A 23,634-nucleotide genomic window follows, 5' to 3' on the forward strand; every position below is an offset into this window, starting at 1 on the left:
CCCGGGCTCTCTGTTCCCCCGGGCTCTCTGTTCCTCGACGAAGAGCGTGACGTCGTCGTGCAGCGTGCCCTGGTTGCCCTTGAGCGCCAGGACATAGTCGGCTTTCTTGTCGAGGATCTTGCGGGCGATGGCACGCTGGCAGCCCATCGCATCGATGGTGACGATCGCGCCCTCGATCGACAGCAGGTCGAGCAGGGCCGGGATCGCCGCAATCTCGTTGGACTTCCCGCTGACCTTGGTCTGGGCCAGCACCAGCCGTTGGCGGGCGGCGAAGGCGGAGACGACGTGAAGGGCATCCCGCGCACCGGCCTGGCCCGAGCGCCGCGAGGTCTTGCCGTCAATCGCGATCACGTCGAGCGGCGTTTGCGTCAGCGTCGCGGCCCAGGTTGCAAAGCAGCGTCGAAATGCGACGGGATCGAGTGCAGCGAAGATGTCCCCGAGATGATCGTGGCTCGGCGTGCCGTTCCGGAACGGCAGAAATCGGCGCAGAAGAGCGACTTTCGTACGACCAAACCGGGCAATATCGGTGAAGCCTTCAGCCCCCGCCAGGATGGCCAGCAATGCCAGCAGCAGAACCTCGTCCAGGCGATAGGCGACTTTGCCAGGCTGGCGCGGATCGGGCAGGTCCGCGAAATAATCGAGGAACACCGTCGCCTCGAACACGGCCGCTCCCGGCAAGCTCGCCTCGTCCATCGCCCGCCTCCCAAACCACGTCGTGGCGGACGACCGATTCAGAGCTTCCGGCCTTTGTCACCTCCCGCATTCACCCGATTGCCCTGCGATCATCTGTTAAAGCGGTTGTAGACGGTGGTAGAAAGATTATACTCGCTCGGGCAGTTCTGCCAGCGGCAGCCGCTCATGATGACATACAAGATGACCGACAGGATATTTCAGTCGTCCTTGCGTCGAGCGCCGGACTGGTTGGTGTGCATGCGCAGCGCAATAGCCTATCATTGCTTGTCAGACAGTCAGAACAGCTCTGTCATGAACTTCTACATCTAGGATGGCATTCTCGGATAATATTTTTCTCACTATCGCAATACCTTAAAGGGGATTCGACCCTAGGCAGGAGCGCATTATATAACCTCAATAATACACGTATATACACTCATCCACATTTCAGGATCGAACTTACATTTTGTTTTAAATAATGCTCGAATAAATATCTTCTTTCACGCAGAAATAAATAATTTTATTGCATTGCAGAAATTATACAATATTTAATAGTAAAATCATCATAAAAATGGTGCTAGATCTGCTGGATCCCGCGCCGGCTTCACGTCGCGGCGGTTCCACCAGCCGCCGCCGAGCGCCTGGAACAGGGCGGCGGTGTCGGCGTACTGGTTCGACTGCGCCTGGGCCTGGGTCACCAGGGCCTGGAGGTAGGCCGACTGGGTGATGAGCAGCGAGGCGCTGCTGACCGCGCCGAGGCCGAACTGCTTGCGCACCAGATCCACGCTCTGCTGGCTCGCCGCGACCGCCGCGTTGGCCGCCGCCACGGCGCGGCCGTCAGCCTGGAGGGCGCGCAGCGCGTCGGCGACGTTCTGGTAGGCGCCGATGACCGTGGCGCGGTACTGCGCCTGGGCCACACCCAAGTTCTCCTCCGCCGCCTGCTGGCGCCGAAAGAGGGTGCCGCCGTCGAAGAGCGGCTGGGCCACCGCGCCGGCGATGGTCCAGAGGCTGGCCGCCGGGTTGAGCAGACCTGTGAAGCTCGTGGCGCTAGCGCCAGCGGCGCCCGAGATGGTGAATTGCGGCAGGCGGTTGGCGACCGCGACGCCGACCTGGGCGCTCGCCGCGTGCACGGCGGCCTCCGCCGCCTTGACGTCGGGGCGCTGCTCGATCAGCCGCGAGGGCAGGCTTACCGGCAGGCTGCGGGGCAGGCGCAGGGAGGCGAGCGTGAAGGTCTGGCTCACCTCCTCGCTCGGGAAGCGGCCGGCGAGCGCGGTGAGGAGGTTGCGTTGCTGCGACAGCGAGCGCTGCAGCGGCGGCAGCAATTGCTGCGACTGGGCGAGCAGCGCCGCCTGCTGCACCACGTCTGCGCCCGCGACCTGGCCGGCATTCTGCTGCTTGGTGATGAGGTTGAGGAGGTCGGTCTGGGCCTGGATCACCTTCTCGGTCGCGGCGATCTCGGCCCGCAGCGCCGCCTCCTGGATCGCCGCCGCGACGACGTTCGAGGTCAGCGTCAGGGTGGCCGCCTCGAGCTGCCAGCGCTGTACTTCCTGCTGGGCTGTCTGTGCCTCGAGGGCGCGGCGGGTGCCGCCGAACACGTCGGGCGCGAAGCTCACCGTCACCTGCGGGGTGACGAGGCTGTAGATCAGCGCGTTGTTGTTGAGCGGAGAAGTCAGGTCGCCGCCCGGGGCCTTGTTGTAGGAGGCCTGGCCGTTGAAGGCGACCTGCGGGAAGAGTGCGCCGCGCTGCGCCTCGGTGGTGGCGCGGGCCGCCCGCAAGCTAGCCTGGGCGGCCTCGAGGGTCGGGTTGCGGGCGAGCGCCTCCTCGACGAGGCTGTTGAGGGCCTTGGAGCGAAACAGCGTCCACCACTCCCCCGGCACGTCGCGCCCGGCCGCGAAGGTCTGGGCGACGGCGCCCTTCTTCACGTCCTCGGACGTTACCTGCGGGTTGCGAAGACCCTCCTTGGTGTAGCGTGTCACCGGCGGCGGGGTCGCACCCTGGAAGTCGGGCCCGACCATGCAGGCCGAGGCCGACGCGGCGGCGAGCGCCGCCGCCAGGATGCGGGCGGCGGTGCTGGCGGTCGGACGCGCCTTCTCTGTCACGACGGCCTCTTTCGTGGCGGAGGTGGCTGTCTGCGGGTCACGCGAAAGGCGCAGAGTGGCACGCATGGATGCGAAAACCCGTGCGTCGATGGAGAGTGGCAGTCGAGTCTGCATCTCGCTCATTCCGCCGCCGCCGGCTGTCGCGCCGGAGCAACAGCCTGCCGGGGACGGTGGCGCGAGAAGGCCGCGATCAGCACCGGCAGCACCACCAGGATCAGGATCGGCGCGAGCAGGATGCCGCCCACCACCACCAGGGCGAGGGGTTTCTGCACCTGCGAGCCGATGCCGGTCGAGACGGCGGCGGGCAGGAGGCCGACGCAGGCCGCGACGCAGGTCATCATCACCGGGCGCATGCGCACGTCGGCGGCGTGGTGGATGGCCTGCGCCCGCGCCCAGCCCTCGTCCATCAGCTGGTTGCAGTAGGAGAGCAGGATCACGCCCTCCATGGTCGAGATGCCGAACAGTGCGATGAAGCCGATCGCCGCCGAGACCGAGAACGGGGTGCCGGTGAGCACGAGCGCGAAGATGCCGCCGATCAGCGCCATCGGGATCACGCTCAAGGTGAGCAAGGTATCGGTGAGCGACGCGAAATTGACGTAGAGCAGGAGCGCGATCAACCCGATCGTCACCGGCACCACGAGCTTGAGCCGCGCGATCGCGTCCTGCAGGTTGCTGAACTCGCCAACCCATTCGAGGCGGTAGCCGGCCGGCAGCTCGACCTGCTCGGCGACGCGCCGCTGCGCCTCGATCACCGCGCCGCCGAGGTCGCGCCCGCGCACGCTGAACTTGACCGGGATGTAGCGCTGCTGGTTCTCGCGGTAGATGAAGGTGGCGCCCGAGACGAGCTGGACCTGGGCGATCTCGGTGAGCGGCACCTGCATCACCCCGCCGCTCGGGGTCGTCACGCCGACCGTGATGTTGCGGATCGTCTCGAGCGAGCGGCGGTATTCCGGCGCCAGCCGTACCCGCATCGGGAAGTGGCGGTCGCTGCCGTACTCGTAGAGGTCGCCGGCTGTCTGGCCGCCGATCGCCGCCGAGATCGTGGTGGCGATGTCGCCGGGTGCCAGTCCGAAGCGGGCGGCCCGCGCCCGGTCGATATCGATGCGCACCGTCGGCTGGCCGAGTGAAGTAAATATCGCCAAATCTGTCACGCCAGAGATGCGGCTCATCACATCTCGCACGTCATTTGCCAACTTTGTGATCTGAGCGAGATCATTACCGTAGATTTTGACCGAGTTCTCACCCTTAACGCCGGAGGCGGCCTCCTGGACGTTGTCCTGGATGTACTGCGAGAAGTTGAACTCGACGCCGGGCAGCTCCTCGCGCAGGCGAGCTGACATGTCCTCAATCAGCTTCTCCTTGGTGACGCCGGCCGGCCACTCGTCTGCAGTCTTTAACGGCGCGAAGAACTCGACGTTGAAGAAGCCGGTGGCGTCGGTGCCGTCGTCGGGCCGGCCCTGGTGCGAGACGACCGTGGTCACCTCTGGGTAGGAGCCGATGACCTTGCGCATCCGCTCAACGTAGGGGTTGCCCGCCTCCAGCGAGATCGAGGCCGGCATCGTGCCGCGGATGTAGAGGTTGCCCTCTTCCAGCGTCGGCAGGAACTCGAGGCCGAGCGTGCGCATCGCCACGCCGGTAAAGCCGAGCATCGCGACCGTCATCAGGATGGTCAGGATGCGGTTGTTCAGGGTGAAGCCCTGGAGCGGTCGAAAGAGCGCCCGCAGCATCCTGACCACGATGGTGTCGCGCTCCTCGACGTGGTTGGGCAGGATCAGGGCGGAGAGCGCCGGCGACACCGTGTAGGTGGCGAGCAATCCGCCGATCAGCGCGTAGGCGTAGGTCTTCGCCATCGGGCCGAAGATGTGGCCCTCGACGCCCGTCAGGGTGAAGAGCGGCAGGAAGCCCACAATGATGATCGAGGCGGAGAAGAAGATCGCGCGGTTCACCTCCCGCGCCGCCGCCGCGATCAGCCCGATCTTGACCCCGCTGCCGCGCTGGGCAGGCCCTTTATACTCGGCGAGGTGGCGGAAGATGTTCTCCACCATGATGACGGTCGCGTCGACGATGAGGCCGAAATCGATCGCGCCGAGCGACAGGAGGTTCGCCGATTCGCCCCGCGCCACCATGACGGTGATGGCGAAGCCCAGCGCGAACGGGATGGTGGCGGCGACGATGATCGCGCTCTTCAGGCTGCCGAGGAAGAGCCACTGCACCAGGAACACCAGCACCACGCCGAAGACGAGGTTGTGCATCACCGTGTGGGTGGTGGTGTGGATGAGCGCGCTGCGGTCGTAGAGCGGCACCACCTGCACCCCCGGCGGCAGGATGCCCGAGCTGTTGATCTTCTCGATCTCGGCCTCGACCCGCTGGATCGTCGGCAGGCTCTGGCCGCCGCGGCGCAGGAGCACAATGCCCTCGACGATGTCGCCGTCGTTCTCTTGGCCGACCATGCCGAGGCGCGGCGCGTTGCTGACCGACACCTCCGCCACGTCCCGCACCAGCACCGGCACGCCGTTCACCTGCGTGATCATGGTGTTGCGGATGTCGTCCATGTCGCGGATCAGGCCGATGCCGCGCACCACCGCCGACTGCTCGCCGACGTTGAGGGTCTGGCCGCCGACATTGGTGCTCGAGTTGTTGAGCGCCGTGACGAGCTGGACCAGCGTCAGCCCCTGCGCCTGGAGCTTGCGCAGGTCGACCGCGACCTCGAACTCCTTGGTCTTGCCGCCGAAGGCCGAGACGTCGACGACGCCGGGAATCGCCTTGAAGCGGCGCTGCAGCACCCAGTCCTGCAGGGTCTTGAGGTCGGTAGGCGAGAAGCCCGGGGGGCCCGCCACCTTGTAGCGCATGATCTCGCCGATCGGGCTCGTCGGTGAGATCTGCGGCTGGACGTTGTTGGGCAGGGGCGAGAGCTGCGACAGGCGGTTGAGGACGCGCTGTTCCGCCTCCTGGTAGGTGAAGTCGTAGGTGAACTGGATCTTCACGTCCGAGAGGCCGAAGACCGAGATCGTCCGCGTCACCGTGGCGTTCGGGATGCCGGCGAGCTGCACCTCGAGCGGGATGGTGATGTAGCGCTCGATCTCCTCGGCCGACTGGCCCGGGTTCTGGGTGATGACGTCGACGAGCGGCGGCACCGGGTCCGGGTAGGCCTCGATGTTGAGCTGCTGGAAGCTGGCGTAGCCGATCCCGAGCGTCGCGATGAAGAGGAGCAGCACCAGCACCCGCTGGCGCAGGGCGAAGTCGATCAGGCGGTTCATGGCGATCCTCCTGGGTTGACGTTTAAGATGCTTTGTCGCCGGACGGAGCGCGGTCGATGAACAGGCTGCCGCGGGTCACCACCCGCTCGCCGACCTTCAGCCCGTCGACGACCTGCACGAGGCCGCCGCCGGAGAGGCCGAGGGTGACGCCCCGCGACGCGATGGTGCCGTCCGGCCGCTCGACCCAGACCCGGGCCCGGGCGCCCTCGTAGACGATCGCCGAGGCCGGGATCGCCGGCGCGCGCTCGTCGCGGCCGGTCAGGATCGTGAAGGTCGCGAACATCTCGGGCTTGAGCAGGCCCTCGGCGTTGTCGATCTCGGCCCGCACCGGCAGGCGGCGCGTCGCCGGGTCGAGGGCGGCCGCCATGTAGCTGATCTTCGCCTTGAACACCCGGTCGGGGAAGCCGATCACGCTGGCCTCGAGCTCCTGGCCGAGCTTGATCTTGGGCGCCTCGCTCTCGCGCACGTTGGCGACGAGCCACACCGTCGAGAGGTCGCCGATGATGAAGGCCGGGTCGCTGCCCGCGGCGAGGTACTGGCCCAGGCCCACCTTGCGCTGCACGATGGTGCCGGCGATCGGGGCGCGGATCTCGGTCTCCGGGCTCATCGCCCCGCTACGCGCGAAGGCGTCGATCTCGGCGTCGGACTTGCCGAGGATGCGCAGGCGGTTGCGCACCGCCTGGAGCGCGGCCTGGGCCGCCTGCAGGTCGCTCTGGGCGGCGATCACGTCGTTCTGCGCCTGCTGCCAGTCCTTCAAGGCGGCGGCCTTGGCCTGGAACAGCTCCTGCAGCCGGGCCGCCACGGTCTGGTTGAGCTTGAGCAGCGCCGAGGTCTTGGCGAGCAGGTTGGCCGCCGCCTGGAAGTCGTTGAGGGCCTGCACCATGTCGGTGGCCTCCAGGGTGAACAGCACCTGGTTGGCCTTCACCCGGTCGCCGGCCCGGACCATCACCTTGGTCACCCGGCCCGCATAGGGCGAGTAGACCGGGACGTTGTCGTCCTCGTTGACGGTGATCCGCCCCTCGGCGAAGCCCTCGGGCCGGAAGTCCCGGGCCTGCACGGTCTCGATGCCGAAGCTCGCGCGCTGCTGCTTGCTCGGCCGGAAGACCGGTTCGCCCTGCGCCTCTCCGGCCTCCGGCGCCTGGCCCTCGACGCCCTGGCGCTGGACGAGGATTGCCTCCAGGCGCTCGCGCACGGGCGCGAGGGCGGGCACGAACCAGATTGCGGCGCCCGCCCCTGCGAGGAGCAGGAGCGTGACCGCCCGGCCGAGGCCGCGGCGCCGCCGCGCCGGCGCCTCCGTGGTCTGAAGATCCTTGGTATCCATCGGAGCCCAGCTATATATAGTAATCCTGTGAAAATAGATTCTCGCGTATGTCCGGATCGTTAATATTTATTTCGCGATATGCACATATCTTAAGCTCACGCCTGCATAGCAGAGCCGGCTATGTCAACTATCTATTAATGGCTAGGCCATTTTATCTAACTGAAATCTTTCGCGATCTTTATAAATTGATATGCGGCCGTCATTAAAAGAAATTAATAAAACATGATATTTATCACAATACGCATTCCCAATGAGCAGATAATTGACTTATAGCGTAACAGCGTTTAAAATATTGAAGCGGAATTTGGATTGGGGCGACATCGCACTCACGGGCGAGTGCCTTTGGTCGGAGATCAAGCGGCCGCGCGAGCAGTTCAGGCCCTTGCGCACCGGCCGCTTCGACCCGGCTCGCTTTCGCTTCGCTTAGCATCTAATCCTGCAGAAACTTCCACGCAACCCACAGTACTGTGGATTTTGGGTCGCTCTGCCTTGTCTTGCCGTCCGCCGCAGAGCTTCGCCGCTTCGATTCGGCAACGGTCTTGGGATTAATACCGTAGCGCGCAGCGAGTTGCCTCAAGCTGTCTTAACTATGCTGGATCGCTCGACGGATCGCCGCAGTTGTTGTGGCGCTCCCGTGGTGAACCTAGCTCATAGCGCATCCTTCCACTCGCGCGTGGCGAGTGCACTATCAAACCCTGAGATCAAACATCTAATCGGAGCTGCCAGGCCTGCCACGGCCGATTCCCATACATAGGATGAGAGGTGAAAGTAGATCCGAAGATTGGCAATCCTCAATCTGCGAGCCACCTGCCTGCAATCTCCGATGGGCCATCCTGGTGCCAGCGTTCCGCGTCGGAAATCGGCCGGTCATCGGAGTTATAGTATGGCTATCAGCCTAAACACCGACGTTGGAGCGATGCTCAACAAGGTGCCGCAGGTTACGTTGATCTTCTGGGTCATCAAGATTCTCTCAACGACCGTGGGAGAGACCGGTGCGGACTACCTTGCCAAGCATGTTGGTCTTGGCACCGCCATCACCGGCGGGATCATGGCTGCGCTCCTGCTTATCGCGCTCGTCCTGCAGCTGCGGATGCGCCGCTATGTTCCTTGGATCTACTGGCTAACCGTCGTGCTGGTCAGCGTCGTCGGCACGCAGATCACGGATGTATTGACGGACAAGCTCGGGATCAGCCTCTACGTCAGCACAGCCGTCTTTGCAGCAGCATTAGCGGCGACCTTCGCTGCGTGGTACGCGGTCGAGATCACCCTCTCGATCCACACGATTGTCACGATGCGCCGCGAACTGTTCTATTGGCTCGCGATCCTACTGACGTTTGCGCTGGGCACGGCGGCCGGCGACTTGGCCACAGAGGCGCTCGGTCTCGGCTTCAACCTTGGGGTCCTCGTCTTCGCTGGCCTGATCGCGCTCATCGCGCTCGCCTATCGGCTCGGCGCGAACCCGGTCCTCACCTTCTGGCTCGCCTACATCCTGACGCGTCCGCTCGGCGCCTCCCTCGGGGACTTGCTGTCCCAGGCACGGGAGTACGGCGGCCTTGGGCTCGGCACCGCCTACACGAGCCTCGCCTTCCTCGCTGTTATCGTCAGCCTCGTGGTCTTCCTCAGCTTCGGCTCGGAGAAGAAAGCCGACCCGGGGCTGATTACGGGTCGAGCGTGAAGCGGGATCGTGAGGACGAGCGGTCCCTCCCGGACCTGAAGTCTCGGCCGCGGAGCGGCGTTGCAAGGAGAGGAATGATGATAACGCGTTCGAACTTGGCGACAGCAGTTGTGCTTGCGTCAGTAGGCACATGGGCTTGCGCGAGCGCCGTTCCGCAGGCGACAGGACATTTCCTCGCCATCAGCACGGCCGAAGCGGCCACGCCCTCGAAGCTCGGCGATCTGTCGAAGTTCCGGGCGATCGTGGTCGACACGCAGGCGCTCGCCGATAAGGGTGATCTGGCTGGGGCAAAGGCGCGCATCAAGGATCTTGAGACTTCCTGGGACGAGGCTGAGGCTGGTCTGAAGCCGCGTGCGGCGGCGGACTGGCACGCGGTTGACAAGGCGATTGACCGGACCCTTGAAGCGCTCCGCGCGAGCAGTCCGGATGCCGCGACCTGCAAGCAGGCGTTGGCGGATCTCCTCGCCACCATGGACCGGATGAGCGGCAAGGCCTCCGGCTAGATGTTCGGAACGCGACACCGTGGTAGGGCGGCTTGGCGGCTGCTAGCACACGATTGTGCGCAAGGAGAACGAGGTCGGCGACCGGGAAGATTGCGACCGAGCCCGCCCGTCGTGTCTCTCGACAATCAACCACCGGCCCGATGGCTGCGGGCCGTTAACCAGCGGACGCTGACCGTGATAACGGCGCGCCTGCCGGCGACAGGCAGATCCGATTGGGTGCGTGTGCATCGGCTGTAGAGCCGAAACGAGATCCCATCACAGCTCGGACAGCGGGTCGACGCGGCGACCGGCCGAGCGGAGATGGTCAGGCCAGCGCCCATTTCGCCATGATCGACGACAAGGCCGGTACGGCGGAGTCGAGACGAAGGCTGTGGGACATAGCGGATCTCCGACGGCCGAAGCCGAGATCCATCAATACGCCTGCACCAAACGTGCGTCATAGCCCAATCGGGACCTACACCCAGCAGCTCACGTCATGCTCCCATACCGTCAGGCACAGGGAGGCAGCCGGGGATGTTGATCGTGGAGACCATCGCCAAAATCCCTCGGCTCGTTCGCAACGGGCACACTCATGGTAGAAACGGTAGATTGCTGCGGAAAGAGTAGGTGATGCCAAGGCCAGCAGTGAATTGATTAACCGCACCGAGGCGACGCGTGATCGAACTGGCGGCGGCATCTCCGGTGAGATGGTCGTAGCGGCTATAAAATGTGGTGCGCCATACCGGCGACCAATCGTAAGACAGAGACGAACTTAGGCCCACGCTCTGCAACCCACCGCTGGCGTGATATGGGACGAAGAAGCCATTGCGCTGCGACGCAGCGGGACTGACTCCGAATTCCACTTGCGCGAGAGTGGCGTTCAGTAAGCCGAGGCGGGGTCCTGCGGACAGCGTGAAAGCGCCCTGGCGCGTGAATAGATCGGCCGACAAATCAAGGGCTAAACCATCACGCCCTCGCAGTCCATGTCGCAATTCGGCGCGCGTGCGTAACCGCTCAGGAAGTATCCAGTAATCCGCAAAAGCGCCCGCTTCGATTGCCCAAGGGTCTGGATCGAGACCCGTGAAGCGATGCTCGACGCCCGCGTTGCGACCTTGGCGCAGCGAGACAACGGGGCCGAGCTTGAGACGCGGTGTATCAAGCACCGGGTAGCCGAGGCCGTCGTCGGGTGAGTCCAGGGCGAAGGGCTCGCCCAGCCGGCGAATATCAAACGCCGGAAAGGCGAACGGGCCGTAACGCTCGGCGCCGAGGTATTTCGGGCCATAGAACGAGAAGAGTGAAACCGATATCACACGCTCCTGCACGAGTGATTTTTGCGGAAGTTCGGCCGCGCCGGCCGCAGCCGCGAACGCTGTTGTGCTCAAGCCGCACAGAATGACCGGCAAGCGCAGGCCAATCGGCGATATCAAGCGCGAGATATTCACCAGCAGGCCACCTGTGTTAGCCAGATTTTCGGCTTGCACGCGAAGGCATGCGTGGCCTGTGTGATGCCCTGGGGCGTAAGACGACAGACTTGCCCAGATGAAATATTGATGCGTCTACCAAATTCGAAGCCATGCTGACGGCATACAAAACTCACCGCCGCGGAACAATCGTTGCTCGTGCGGCCATCAAGGCCGAGGCAGGCCCGTCGTGTCGTCAGAATGACAGGCGCAGAGATTAGATCAGGTGTCGAAAGAGACCCAACGGTTTTCGCCATGCCCGACCAGCATCGGTCCATTATGATGGAGAAGGCGCCCCACGCGGACTGGACCGCGTTGAGGCCGCTGGCTTCAGTATCGGCATCGGCGCGAGCGCTGACCGGGAGCGCCGTTTGCAAGGCGCTAAGCATCGTGAAGAGGCACATATAGCGACTTGCTCGCATGGGCAAGAACGATCCCGTCATGGCCCTAGCCCTTTCCGCGCCTCTTTCAGGCTTGTGCCGCCTGTCACCGCACCGAAACTCATTACGATCTCATGGGGGGCTTTTCGATGTCAGTACGTATACAAATTCGTATAGTTCGCCTGTGATTGACGTTTTGAGGTGTGCGAAATATGTCTCTGCGTATCCGCATCACTGCGTCTGACTGAGATGGGGCGACAGCACATCTTGCACAGTTGATAGCCGCTCGCCGGTCGTGTACGGCTGCGAGGTTCGCTATATTCCCCGCTTATACTCGATGTGCGCTGCTTCATGTTTGCTTTCGAAGCGGTTCGTGATCGCCCAGTAGAATGGTATGTTCGATTAATTGGTGGATCGCTTCCCAGAAGCGGGCGCTAGTTCAGGCGCCTTAAGTCACGACCGATCGGTCGTACCTACAACATCTGCGGCTGTACATCCACGGTACACGAACGTGGCTGAAGGTTTCGCAGTCAACGCAACGAACCGGCGTGCGTAACGAGGCAGTCCGAACGCGGCTGCTCGCTGGTGAGATGTGGTGAATCCGGGAACGACGTCTAGCACCGAGGAGCGCTTCACCGATGGCCTCAGGCTGCTCCGGCCCGCTGGATACCGGCTTCGTGGCGCTTGGCTACGGGCGCGTCGCTGTGCTCGGGATCGTGCAGGGTGTTACGGAACTCCTGCCGATCTCGTCGACAGCCCACATGCGGGTGGTCCCCGCTCTCCTGGGCTGGCCGGATCCCGGCTTAGCGTTCTCGGCCGCGATGCAGCTGGCAGCGGTCGTCAGCTATTTCCGCAGCGACGTCCTGCGGCTCACAGCCGGCTCCGCACGAGCCATCACGGACCGGCGCTTCGATGACCCGCATCTCCGCCTGTCTGCCTGGATCCTGATTGCGACCCTACCGATCGGGGCCGCAGAACTCCTCCTGTCCGACGTCTTGGACGCCTGCGGCTCTCCCTTGGGGCCTGTCGCGAACTCGAACGGGTCCACGTTCACGAGTCGTTAGCCATACCTGACCACCTTGCCGCCTCCGCCTCCGCCTCCGCCTCGGGGCCGGCCGATGGTCCTCAATACCCTTGCCCTCAAGCTGAAGCGGCAAGCCCGCGGCGACGTCTGGGGCCGGCACTTCGAAGCCACCCTGATCGTCCAGGCCGTCTCCTGGTACCTGCGCTACGCTCTCAGCTACCGCGACATCGAGGAGATGCTCCTCGAACGGGGCCTCACGATCGACCACTCCACCATCAATCGCTGGGTGCTCGCCTCCGCGCCGGCCATCGAGCGGCGTCTCCGCCAGTCCCGCAAACCGCATTGCGGCTCAGTGCGCGTGGACGAGACCTACATCAAGGTGTTGGGGCCAGTGGCGTTACCTTTACCGGGCCACCGACAAGCATGGCGAGGCGATCGACTTCCTGCTCACTGCCAACCGCGACCTCGACGCAGCCAAGCGCTTCTTCCGCAAGATGCTACAGTATCAGCCGCGGCTCGCCCTTGATCGGATCGGCACCGATGGCGCGGGCCCTTACCCGCCGGCGATCGCCGAGAGCTGCAAGGAGGCCCTGCTGCCGCGCACGCCCACCCACCACGTCACCAAGCATCTGCAGCAAGGCATCGAGAGTGACCACTTCCGAGTGAAGCGGGCGATGCCGCGGGTGGGCGGGTTCCGGTCGTTCACGACGGCCCCGCGCACGATCTGCGGCTTCGAGGCGATGCTGGGGCTGCGCAAGGGCTTTGGGTTCGCGGGTACGTGGACCGTGCGCGAGCAGAACCAACTGCTCGCCACCTGCTTTGGACTTCCCGTCGCGAAGAAAACATGAAAGCTGGGGCGGGCAGCCCCGTCTGCGGCCTGAACCCGAGTTTGCGACACGCCCGCTTCGCGGGGGAGACCGCGACCTTGAAGCCCTCACTCCGGAGGATCGGCTATGAAGATCATCAACACCGCCCGCCTGTCCCTCCCCAACGGTAACCCTGTGACGTTGTGACTGCTGACTGATTGTTAACCATTATACTTCATCTCAGCAGCAAGTCGATCACGATTAGATCGCTTGATCGGGTGCGGCCACGGTGCCGGAACTGAAGGTGACGCCGGATGTACGCGCACATTCATTCCGGTTCGCGTGGCCGCTTATGTTCTGGCCCGCTGCCTTGTACATCAAGCAAGGGGTCGTGATACCGCTGGGCTCTTTCCGTCTCAGTGCCCGCCGTGCTGCTCGGCGTGATGGCGGCTTGCCTCAGTGTGGTGGTGCGTGGCGTGGCTGGCATGACCGTGCGCTGTGTGAGCGTGGTGCGCCGCCTTCTCGTGGCTACCCGCCTCGTAGTGCTTGGCGGCCTCACGATGATGTCGTGCCGCGTGCTCGTGGTGCTCGGCAGCCTTCTTGTGGTGCTCTGCGCCCTGGTGCGTTGCCATGGTTCTCTCCCTTCTGCGCCGGGACTTCTGAGACCCGGCAGCCGGCCTGCTGAACCTTGCTCTGAGACATGACGTTAGCGTGACAGTCAGCAGGATGGTCTGAGCTGGAGACACCGGACGAGTAGCCAACTCGAGGGTCATGGTCCTGTGTAGCCGAGCGAAGCCGCCGCCATGCGCAGTCGCGCGCATGAGACTGCATACCGCTCTACCAGAGCCTCATGGCCTTCTTGCTTCGCAACATCAGGGTCAATGCTGTCATCCAATTTACATAAAGATATAATGATCGCACTAAAGTTTCCGCTTTGCGCAATTAAGGCAATATATTCTTTATAGATCTCGAATTCAGGCTTCCTGCTGAGCAACAAAAAACTGTCGACGACATATTTTGTAAATCCCGCACGAAACAAATCTACTATGGTTGTTTTGGTAAGATTTAATATATCCTGTAACCACGCGATTTGGGCTGTAGTATCTACGTCTAAGGCCAATCCCGTCTGTTGGGCGCAGCGTGCTCGCTGTTCAGCTATAGCAACAAATCTCCCAATATGCTCGAAGTACGGTGTATCGTTTTCGTCTATGTGTCCAGCATACTAGACCCTGGCAAAAGCCTTAGCGTCTGCGCTGGTCATCATGACGCTGATCTCCTAAGTTGAACAACTGACAATGCCTAGAAATAAGTGAAGAAATCTTTCTAAAAACATTTTTTGTCAACGGCTTACCCCGAAGAGTCTCTTCTGATAAGTTTTGTGATATTTACCGAGATTATTTACGATACGTAGTGTTGGGATCTATTCAGTCGCATCATGCTTACCCCAGCGATGAGTGGGTACGGGCTAGGCGCTGCAAGGCCCGTGCCTTCAGGATATCGGCGTCGCGCACCCCGCGTTGCGCGTCTTCAATGATGAAACGGGCCAAGCTCGCGCGTACGACTAGGACGGGAATGCTGGTGAAGGGGCTGCCCTCATCCTCTGCAATGACGAGGGCCGCTTCGAATGCTCGACCCATGCGGGCGAGGGTCTCGGGCTCGAAGGAACAAGGCGCCGCGGTTGGTTCTAGCATGAGCGTGACCTCTGAAGCGGAACTCACGCATACGCGCTCAACGCGAACGTACGAAGACGGAACCAGCAATCTCTCGGTCTGGCCAACCAACAATCGTTGCATTGATCGAGTGCGACGGCCGCCCTCAATTGATAACGCGCTCCAACGACCGGCGACGTCTATCAGGCATGACGACAAATTGGGTCCATCCGCGCTTTTGGTGACAAGCTTCGCCACGATGAGGTTCACACTCAGGCCCTGCGCCGCGAGCGTCTCGATCTCATTGCTCTAAGCCCAGGCTGTCAGCTTGCGGGGCCTGTCGCGAAGTCGGGTTCAGGCCGCAGAAGGGGCTGCCCACCCCCGGTTTCACGCTTTGTTCGCGACGGAAAGCCCGAAGCAGGTGGCGAGGAGGTGGTTCTGCTCCCGCACGGTCCACGTACCCGCGAACCCGAAGCCCTTGCGCAGCCCCAGCATCGCCTCGAAGCCGCAGATCGTGCGCCGGGCCGTCGTGAACGAGCGGAACCCGCCCACCCGCGGCATCGCCCACTTCACTCGGAAATGGTCGCTCTCAATCCCCTGCTGCAGGTGCTTGGTGACGTGGTGGGTGGGCGTGCGCGGCAGCAGGGCCTCCTTGCAGCTCTCGGCGATCGCCGGCGGGTAAGGGCCCGCGCCGTCGATGCCGATCCGATCAAGGGCGAGCCGCGGCTGATACTGTAGCATCTTGCGGAAGAAGCGCTTGGCTGCGTCGAGGTCGCGGTTGGCAGTGAGCAGGAAGTCGACCGCCTCGCCATGCTTGTCGATGGACCGGTACAGGTAGTGCCACTGACCCTGGACCCAGATGTAGGTCTCGTCCACGCACACCGAGCCGCAATGCGGTTTGCGGAAATGGCGCAGGCGGCGCTCGATGGCCGGGGCGTAGGCGAGCATTCACCGGTTGATGGTGGAGCGGTCGACCGTGAGGCCGCGCTCCAGCACCATCTCCTTGATGTCGCGGTAGCCGAGAGCGTAGCGCAGGTACCAGGAGACGGCTTGCATGATCAGGGTGGCTTCGAAATGCCGGCCCTGAAAATCGCCATGGGCCTCTCTCTTCAGCGTGAGGGCGAGGGCGTTCAGGATCATGGGCCAGTTCCGGAGGGAGGCGGCAAGGTAGTCAGGTATGGCTAACGACCCGTGAACGCGGGCCCGTTCGCGTTTGCGACACACCCACTTGTTCGTTGGTGTCATTGCACTAGGGTCAAACCCCAATCAGCTTGACCATGTGAGGGTCTGCATTCGACCCATTGCGGACTCGGTTCCGCCGAGCAAATATGGCCCCCCAGAATGCTTTCATGAATGCCACTCAAAGCCTGTGCTCGGGTGGGACGTTTGTCGCGACCAAAAATCGTAGGACTTGCTGCACTTGCGCTATCGCATTTTGCAGCAAACGTGTGGGCATGTGATGCCTCACTTCCAGAAAGCGGCTCCGTTGTCGAATGGCCCGATAAGTATCTGGCTGCCAAAGTGAAAGTTCTTAAAGTCTGGAACGCATCTCCTTTAGATCGACGTGCATCCATTCAAGTTTTGGAACGTATCAAAGGTAATCTACCGAATAAATTTGTAGTAATTTACGATACTACTAGCTGTGGGGCATTCTTCGCTGAGGGCGAAACACAGATTTCAGGTTTCGTATTATTGCCTAAGTCCGAATGGAAGAGAAATCATCGTTTTGAGTCCAACTCGTTCGTTAATACCTGGGTGCAGGCTGTGTTCGTAGACAAGAAATTGATACTTGCCCAATGAATCAGAAAACGCCGTTGCCCAAAATCATAAATTAATAATCACCTTAATTTAAATGGCAAGAACCAGACGTCGGCTTTCCACCCTCAGCAGTCCTTCGCACGGTCAAGCTGATTGGGTTTTGGCCCTAGGGATCCTACTCAGGCAAACGCTGACCGCAGTGGATGGTATAACAATCGTACGCCTCATTTCCATGGTGGCACATAGCGCAATTCCAACAGAGAGAAATTTCCATTCGTACAGTCGGCTAAGTGTTTTATGCCCTATCATTGATTATATTCAACACCCTAATAGCAACGTCACAAAAAATTCATGAAACTCCCCGCAACGAAATCTTGTTAAGGCCTTGTACCTTCATTGTTAACGGACCAGAGATCTATGCGTAGCACCTCATTCACCATCAGCGCAACGGCCGGTATCCTCCTAACGGCTTCGGTATGTCTTGCTCAGGATCAAGCGCCACCCACAACAACAAACATCGTGTCGTGCCGACCATTCACCAATAATGGTGAGGCAACACGCATCCTCAGCCTGAACGACGTCTGCCCACAGTACGCATTCTTCCGCGAAGATTGTCAGCGCGATATCAATAGCAACACTGCTGACCCGCGACTGTATTCCGCACACTGTCTCGACCAAGAGAAATTTCGTCAATTTTCCTTCAAGTAAACCAATCGTCACTTCGATAATAGGCTCTCACCCGATGTATCTCGCTAAAGACGTCAAGATTTCTAACGTGCTTGCTGCTCCTGGAGCGAGTCGATAAGCGGAATTGAAAGGCCGAGGACCAGGGCAGGGGTGAGGGGGCGGCCGAGTTCGGCACGCAGGCGCAACAGCGTGGTCTGCCGAAAGCGCACATCGCCGGACACTTCCAGCCCTGCCCAATCGGGCAACGCGAAGACCTGATCCTCGTGCTCGAGCTCCACCTCGGCCAGGATCATGCCCGCCAGATCGCCCTCGTAGACATCGACGACCCAGGTCAGCCCAGCGTGAGGTATGCAGTAACGAGTCTTCTCGATCAGGCAGCCCTGACACATGGCACTGACCATGGCTTCGGCATCGGCTTGGGGGATCTCATACTCAAACTCAGGTCGTCCTAAGCCGATACGGGCACCTTTGACTGTCAGCCAGGCGCGCTCCGCGTCTAGGCGGACGCGAACTTTGCCGCCGCTGAACTGCCCGATGAATCCGTCGCGCAGGTAGTGGCTCGCGGCTGCGCGTGCACGCCAGCCGTCATGGGCTACCAGGAACCTCCGCTCGATCTCGATCCGCATCCCATCTCCGCGCCTGTATGCGGGCACCTGTGGGTTACCATGTCCTGAAGGGCGACTGCACACCGGACTGGTCGCCGATGGGGGTACAGATGGGCACGTTCATCATGGCATCGGGGGTCTCCCGGGTTCCGGGTTGGTGCTCGCAACCCGATCCTAAGCCGTCACCGCCGATGGCCACCCCCGCGAGAGATCCCGTCTGCTACAGCGCTATGAAGGGCGCGCAGGCGGGATCTCCCGCTCTCGTTCAGCCTCACTACTCACAGGGATCCAACCCAGATCTGGCAAACGATTGTCGCTCAGGGCAGGTCAAGATACCACCCTGAATGAGGACCGGCGCTTCTCTGCATCCCGATATGACTCTCTGAAGAATTTTATTTGCATTCTGGCGTCTTTTTCGCTGGGATACGAGTAGCTCAGCAAAGAAATCCCGGACCTTCGATCGATATAGGAGACTGAGCGTCCGATGACTTCAAGATAACCATGGCCTTCGACTTCAAATTCCGCGGCCTGTAGGGCGCCCCGCGGCATCCTACAGCGTTCCAAGTCGACAGTGAGATGAGGCGTCATGGGTGGCCACTTCCTTTATCGTGCGCAGTTCGGTCGGGTACGGTGCTGCACTGCAAAATGTCACGACAGTCGTCAATCAATGCTAAGATAATTGACGCAACAAAACTATCAAAACTCAGCATTACTTGTAATATATGTTTTTTTTCTCGCAATTTAAAGCTTTTGTTCCGCCACTGTCGCGAAAGTGATAGCGGAGACAGACATCCGATACACTTAGCTGGCTTACATCAACAACCGGTGTCGCGGCGTTAATGGCGGGGCAATCAATGACAGATACATCAATCCGCCAATAACAATTCTTAAGTCCGGGCTACCCAATGCGTCTCACCCTCGGCCGGAAACTCGCCGCGGTCCTCCTCCTGCTGAGCAGCGTCGCCGCGGGCATCTCGGCCTTCGCGCTCTTCCAGACTGAGCAGGAGCGATCCCGCTCGGAGGTCATGGAGGCGGTCTGGGGCGCCGCCCTCCAGGCCCGCACCTTGGCCCACGCCATCGAGCACGCGGTCGTTGAAGCCACCGCGGTTTTTACCGCAGACGATACCGCTGAGGCCAAGGGGCGCTTCGCCGCCCTTCAGGTCGCCCTGACCGAGGTGGACAAGGCGCGCACATCATTCCTCTCGGCGATGGAGACGCAACTCTCGCCTGACGACAGGCGCAAGCTCGATCTCGCGATCAAGGAGTTCGTCGCCTACCAGACCGACACCGCCGAGCTCGGCCTGACCATTTCGCCCAAGGCCGCCCTGATCCAGGCCACCGACGAGGCCACGATCAAGAACCGGCAGCGCATGCTCGCCCAGATTACCCGCCTCGGCGAGGAGACCCTCGCGCAGCTCGCCAATGGTCGTGACAGCGCCGCACGGGCCCGCCGGCAAGCGACGGTCGCGCTGATCACCGCCCCACTCTGCGTGATCGCCGTCGCCCTCGTGGCCGCGCTGTGGATCGTCGTCACCCAGATCCAGCGCCCGCTGGCACGCCTGGGTGCGGTGATGAAGGGGCTCGCGGAGGAGCGCCTGGATGGCCAGGTTCCATTCACAGCTCGTCGCGACGAGGTCGGCGAGATGGCGAGAGCGATCGCGACATTCCAGATCGCCCTCGCCGACAAGCAGGCGCTCGACCTATCCACGCGCGAGCGTGCCGCCCTGGACGTCGTGCGGGCGGGACGGCTGGCCGAAGCGACCGACCTATTCCAGCGCGAGACGCAGGAGGTGGTCGCAGCCCTCGCGCGATCGGCCTCGGAGATGCACGTGACCTCTGAGGTGCTGACGGCAGCAGCCGGCCAGACCACGGAGCAGGCCGGCACGGTTGTGTCGGCCTCGGATCGCTCAACGGCGATGGTGAGCACGATCGCAAGCGCGGCCGAGGAGCTCTCGGCCTCAGCGCGCGAGATCGGCGCGCGCGTGCACCAGACGAGCGAGATCGCCGGGAGCGCTCTCGCGGAAGCCCGCAGCCTCAATACGACCGTGGGCAGGCTGACGCAGGCCGCCAGCGAGATTGGTGCGGTGGTGACGCTCATCCGCACGATCGCAGATCAAACCAACTTGCTCGCGCTCAACGCGACAATCGAAGCGGCTCGGGCCGGTGCGGCGGGGCGAGGTTTCGCGGTGGTGGCGGCGGAGGTGAAGGCGTTGGCCGGCCAGACTGCCTCGGCGACCGATCGGATCACCCTGCAGGTCGACGCTATTCAGGAGGCGGCACAGGGTACGGCCGAGGCGATCGGGAGCATCGGGCAGACGATCGCGCAAGTGAGCGGGATTGCGCGTGAGGTCGCAGGCGCGGCCGATCAGCAGATGCTCGCGAGCCAGGAGATCGCGCAATCGATCGCGGGAGCGGCATCTCAGGTGCACGCTGTGACTCTCAGCATCGCCAACGTGCAACAGGCAACGACGTCGAACGAGGAGCAGGCTGCGCTTGTGCGCCGAACGGCAGCGCACGTCTCTCAGCATACTAAAGCGTTACAGATAACAGTTTCCGATTTTGTTCATAATATTCAATCCGCTTGAGCCGCAATTCATACTATTTACACAACTAACCATTGGATATATTATATTCTTAATTATTGTATGATGGCGGATCAAGTTTTCGTTCAAGTGCTGATTGGGCGGCGATACAGGATAGTTTCCATCGAGCAGATCCTGTATCCCGCATAGCCTGCCTTGATCTCCGCCGCTTTTGTCAGCGTGGCAGCACTGTTTCATTTGCGCACGCCGCGCCCGCCAGGCGGCGGCACCTCATGCTGCGGCACCAGCCTCGTCCGCAACGCCTGCTCCACACTGCCCGCGCAGACCACGAATGAACTCTCGAACGGCCGCGCTGGGAAGCGCCCGGCTGAACAGAAAGCCTTGCAACTCATGGCAGCCCTCGGCCCGCAGTAACGCCGCCTGACCCTCGGTCTCGACGCCCTCCGCCGTCGTGCGAATGCTCAGCCGTGACGCGAGCCGCGTTACGGCCTCGACAATCGCCCCCGATTGTGGATCCGAGCCGAGGTCGCGTACGAAGCTGCGGTCGATCTTGATCTTGTCGAAAGGGAACGCGCGCAGGTAGCTCAGGGACGAGTAGCCGGTGCCGAAATCGTCCATGGCGATCCGCACCCCGAGTGCGCGCAGCCGGTGCAGGGTCGCGAGGTTGCCCTCGTTGTCGGCCAGAAACACCGTTTCGGTGATCTCGAGTTCCAGCCGCGTAGGAGAGAGGCCCGACTGCGCTAGCGCCGAGAACACGCTCTGGACGAGGTTGCGCTCGGCGCGGAATTGCGCCGGCGAGAGATTGACGGCGATCCTTACCTCCGCCGGCCAGTGCACCGCCTCAGCACAAGCCTGGCGCAGAGCCCAGTCGCCAATCGGACCGATGAGACCGATCTCCTCGGCGAGCGGCACGAACTCGGCTGGCGAGATCGCGCCCCGCACTGGATGGGTCCAGCGCAGCAGCGCCTCGCATCCACTCACCCGGCCTGTGCTGGCGTCGAGGACTGGCTGGTAGTGCAGTTCGAGCTGGCCGGACTGGAAAGCGGTCCGTAGATCCTGCTCCAGCTGTCGCCGCGCCTGCAACCGCGCGTCCATGCCGGCCTCGAAGAAGCGGTAGGTGCGCCTGCCGTCTGCCTTCGCGCGGTAGAGCGCCATGTCGGCGTTGCGCAGCAGGAACTCCGGCGTGTCGGCGTCGCTCGGTGCGAGGGCTACGCCGACGCTCACCCCGATCACGACCTCCTGGCCCTGGATGCCATAGGGCGCAGACAGGATCTCGACGATCTGCTGCGCCAGAGCACCGGCCGCCTCCGGAGAGGGTACGCTGTGCCGCAACAGAGCGAATTCATCGCCGCCCAGCCGCGCCACACAATCTTCCTGGGCGTGCACGAAACCGCGCAGCCGTCCGGCTACTGCGGCCAGCAGTTCGTCTCCGCCCGCATGGCCGAGCGTGTCGTTGACGAACTTGAAGCCGTCGAGGTCGAGGCAGAGCACCGCCAAGGGAGGCTGTCCCGCCTCATCGCCCCGGTGCCGCAGGGCCTGCGTGAGGCGCTCGGTGAAGAAGACGCGGTTGGGCAAGTCGGTGAGGGCATCGTGGTGGGCAAGGTAGACGATGCGCGCCTCCGCGCGCCGCCGCTCCGTCACGTCCAACACCGCAACCAGCACGGCAGGACGGTCACCGTACCGAACCGCGCGGGCGTAGACGGAGACGTCAATCAGCGTTCCGTCCGCTTTCCGATGCCGCCAGAGGTGCTCGTCGTTGGACTGCACGTCCCGGCTCAGCGCGGTGCGCAACGCAGGCCAATCTTCCTGTGGCCGAAGGTCGAACAGCGTCATCTCCAGGAACTCGTCGTGCTGGTAACCGTAATGACGTACGGCGGCCTGGTTCACGGCGAGAAATCGATGCGTTTTGCGGTCGTAGAGCCACATCGGCATCGGGTTGCTCTCGAACAGCAGGCGATAAGATGCCTCGCGCTGACGGATCGGGTTGATGTCGGTCAGGGTGACGGCAAGTAGATCTCCGACAGCGCCGGCCTCGACGCGCAGGAAGATCTCGCGGTCAGTGAGGCGAGTGCGGTAGGCGAACTCGAAGGCGCGCCGCTCGCCGGTGCGTAGAACCTCGCGTAGCTGCGCCGGGGCGTCTGTGCTCTCCAGACCGGGGACCAGCACGCTCAGACGATGCCAGAGCAGCTCGTTCGTGGGCTTAGCCATCAGCGCGGCTGTGGCCTCGTTGAGGGCGACGACCTCGAAGTCGACGACGCTGTCGTCTTTGGCGCGGACGGCAGAGAGGGCGAGCATACCCTGCTGCGTCGCACTGAAGATGGCGTCGACGAGGTTGACCGAGACGACTTCACCGCTGGTGTGCAGGAGAACGAGAGTCTCTCCAAAGCGGTTGCGCAGGGGATAGGCGGTGAACTCGCTTGTCTCGACCGTGCCGGCGTGGAGGAGAATGCGCCGCGCACTCACGATCCGTTTTGCGGAGGTAGCTTCGGCGCAAGCCCGTGTGAAGACACGAGCGTCGCCGGACGAGAGTGCGGCGAGCGCAAGGTCAGAGGTGGGTTGACCAAGCCATGCAGCAAAACGCTCACCACTCCAGGCGAAGGCGTATCCTCTGACGGGCTGAAGCGTGACGAGGGCGGCGCCAGCCGCATTGCGGCCGAGATTGCCGAGAACGACCTCCTCGTAGGACGGCAGACCGTTGGGATCGCGCTGTCCAACGGTCCATGCGTGCAGAAGGGAATTCACGCCGGACGACGGGCTATCATTCGAGCGCATGACCTCGGCCAGGAGAGGTTTACAACGCGATCTACCTTATATGTCGAGCGTAAAAAATGTCACACCGCGTGAAGAAGTTCGAATTATGAAACTTTGATGACATATTAACATATAGCTCTGACTAGCTAAGCTGGTTCACGCCCAGCACAAGTTTTTTGGGCATCCTGAACCCTGAGCCTGACTGGTCAGCCCCCATCAGAGTGGTCTGCCCTGAAGTATGGCTTTGAGCCGACGGAGGACGGACGCAAGGGGAACGAAGAAGCACAAAACGGAAGAGGTCGTGGCCAAGCTGCGGCAGATGGACGTGCTGGTCTCGCAAGGGCAGAGCGTGGCTGATGCAATCCGCGCGATCGGCGTGGCCGAGGTCACGTATTACCGCTGGTGTCAACGCCGATTGAAGTCTGACCCACCTTTGGCTTTGTCGCCGATCGTAACCTGACCCAC

13 protein-coding genes and 6 pseudogenes are annotated in these 23,634 nt (G+C 62.3%); 7 read left to right on the plus strand and 12 right to left on the minus strand.

Annotation, left to right across the window (positions count from 1 at the left end; translation table 11 throughout):
- The 6 genes and pseudogenes from G4G93_RS32245 to G4G93_RS32270 form a co-directional block, all read right to left on the minus strand.
- On the minus strand, positions 1-693 hold a 693-nt coding region (locus tag G4G93_RS32245; protein ID WP_206290152.1), incomplete at its 3' end, for an ISAs1 family transposase.
- A gap of 92 nt (positions 694-785) precedes the next feature.
- Positions 786-923, minus strand: a pseudogene (locus G4G93_RS36855) (transposase); the annotation flags it as partial.
- A gap of 312 nt (positions 924-1,235) precedes the next feature.
- Entirely contained in the window at positions 1,236-2,771 is a 1,536-nt protein-coding gene (locus G4G93_RS32255) for an efflux transporter outer membrane subunit (RefSeq protein WP_312892314.1), read from the minus strand.
- A gap of 119 nt (positions 2,772-2,890) precedes the next feature.
- Positions 2,891-6,028, minus strand: a complete 3,138-nt coding sequence (locus G4G93_RS32260; protein WP_165091317.1) for an efflux RND transporter permease subunit — start codon at positions 6,026-6,028, stop codon at positions 2,891-2,893.
- A 22-nt stretch (positions 6,029-6,050) separates the two neighbouring features.
- Positions 6,051-7,349, minus strand: coding sequence for an efflux RND transporter periplasmic adaptor subunit (locus G4G93_RS32265; protein ID WP_165091318.1), 1,299 nt, complete (start codon positions 7,347-7,349; stop codon positions 6,051-6,053).
- A 460-nt stretch (positions 7,350-7,809) separates the two neighbouring features.
- Positions 7,810-7,959 (minus strand): annotated as a pseudogene (locus G4G93_RS32270) (IS481 family transposase); the annotation flags it as partial.
- Between the two features lie 306 nt (positions 7,960-8,265).
- Here G4G93_RS32270 and G4G93_RS32275 point away from each other — a divergent pair.
- Together G4G93_RS32275 and G4G93_RS32280 are read left to right on the plus strand one after the other, a co-directional pair.
- Positions 8,266-9,024: a hypothetical protein gene (locus G4G93_RS32275; RefSeq protein ID WP_165091319.1), complete on the plus strand. Its 759-nt coding sequence runs from the start codon at positions 8,266-8,268 to the stop codon at positions 9,022-9,024.
- A gap of 77 nt (positions 9,025-9,101) precedes the next feature.
- Positions 9,102-9,527 (plus strand): histidine kinase, encoded by a 426-nt coding sequence (locus G4G93_RS32280; protein WP_165091320.1) that lies wholly within the window; start codon positions 9,102-9,104, stop codon positions 9,525-9,527.
- 161 nt (positions 9,528-9,688) lie between these two features.
- Here G4G93_RS32280 and G4G93_RS32285 read toward each other — a convergent pair.
- Positions 9,689-9,913 (minus strand): annotated as a pseudogene (locus tag G4G93_RS32285) (ISL3 family transposase); the annotation flags it as partial.
- Between the two features lie 183 nt (positions 9,914-10,096).
- Positions 10,097-10,987, minus strand: coding sequence for a MipA/OmpV family protein (locus tag G4G93_RS32290; RefSeq protein ID WP_165091321.1), 891 nt, complete (start codon positions 10,985-10,987; stop codon positions 10,097-10,099).
- A gap of 997 nt (positions 10,988-11,984) precedes the next feature.
- On the opposite strand from G4G93_RS32290, the pseudogene G4G93_RS32295 reads away from it, so the two are divergent.
- Both G4G93_RS32295 and G4G93_RS32300 read left to right on the plus strand, forming a co-directional pair.
- A pseudogene (locus G4G93_RS32295) lies at positions 11,985-12,365 on the plus strand (undecaprenyl-diphosphate phosphatase); the annotation flags it as partial.
- Between the two features lie 99 nt (positions 12,366-12,464).
- A pseudogene (locus G4G93_RS32300) lies at positions 12,465-13,218 on the plus strand (IS6 family transposase).
- Positions 13,219-13,592: 374 nt separating this feature from the next.
- Here G4G93_RS32300 and G4G93_RS32305 read toward each other — a convergent pair.
- Together G4G93_RS32305 and G4G93_RS32310 are read right to left on the minus strand one after the other, a co-directional pair.
- A complete protein-coding gene (locus G4G93_RS32305) occupies positions 13,593-13,808 on the minus strand; it encodes a hypothetical protein (RefSeq protein WP_165091323.1) in 216 nt (71 codons plus the stop codon).
- Positions 13,809-15,212: 1,404 nt separating this feature from the next.
- Positions 15,213-15,965: pseudogene (locus tag G4G93_RS32310) on the minus strand (IS6 family transposase).
- Positions 15,966-16,178: 213 nt separating this feature from the next.
- Here G4G93_RS32310 and G4G93_RS32315 point away from each other — a divergent pair.
- Positions 16,179-16,625: a hypothetical protein gene (locus G4G93_RS32315; protein ID WP_165091324.1), complete on the plus strand. Its 447-nt coding sequence runs from the start codon at positions 16,179-16,181 to the stop codon at positions 16,623-16,625.
- A gap of 728 nt (positions 16,626-17,353) precedes the next feature.
- Here the strand turns inward: G4G93_RS32315 and G4G93_RS32320 are convergent.
- The gene (locus G4G93_RS32320; RefSeq protein ID WP_165091325.1) at positions 17,354-17,896 is read right to left on the minus strand and encodes a CYTH domain-containing protein; all 543 of its coding nucleotides are present in this window, start codon (positions 17,894-17,896) and stop codon (positions 17,354-17,356) included.
- 884 nt (positions 17,897-18,780) lie between these two features.
- Between G4G93_RS32320 and G4G93_RS32325 the strand changes: the two genes are divergently transcribed.
- Complete coding sequence (locus tag G4G93_RS32325; RefSeq protein WP_165091326.1) at positions 18,781-20,460, plus strand: methyl-accepting chemotaxis protein; 1,680 nt, start codon at positions 18,781-18,783, stop codon at positions 20,458-20,460.
- Between the two features lie 228 nt (positions 20,461-20,688).
- Here the strand turns inward: G4G93_RS32325 and G4G93_RS32330 are convergent, their stop codons facing one another.
- Positions 20,689-23,160, minus strand: coding sequence for an EAL domain-containing protein (locus G4G93_RS32330; protein ID WP_165091327.1), 2,472 nt, complete (start codon positions 23,158-23,160; stop codon positions 20,689-20,691).
- Between the two features lie 310 nt (positions 23,161-23,470).
- Here G4G93_RS32330 and G4G93_RS32335 point away from each other — a divergent pair, with 310 nt between their 5' ends.
- On the plus strand, positions 23,471-23,629 hold the full coding sequence (locus G4G93_RS32335; RefSeq protein WP_165091313.1) for a hypothetical protein: 159 nt from the start codon (positions 23,471-23,473) through the stop codon (positions 23,627-23,629).
- The last annotated feature ends 5 nt before the right edge of the window (positions 23,630-23,634 follow it).

It is taken from the genome of Methylobacterium sp. DB0501, assembly GCF_011043735.1.
GTDB classification, from domain to species: Bacteria; Pseudomonadota; Alphaproteobacteria; order Rhizobiales; family Beijerinckiaceae; genus Methylobacterium; species Methylobacterium alsaeris.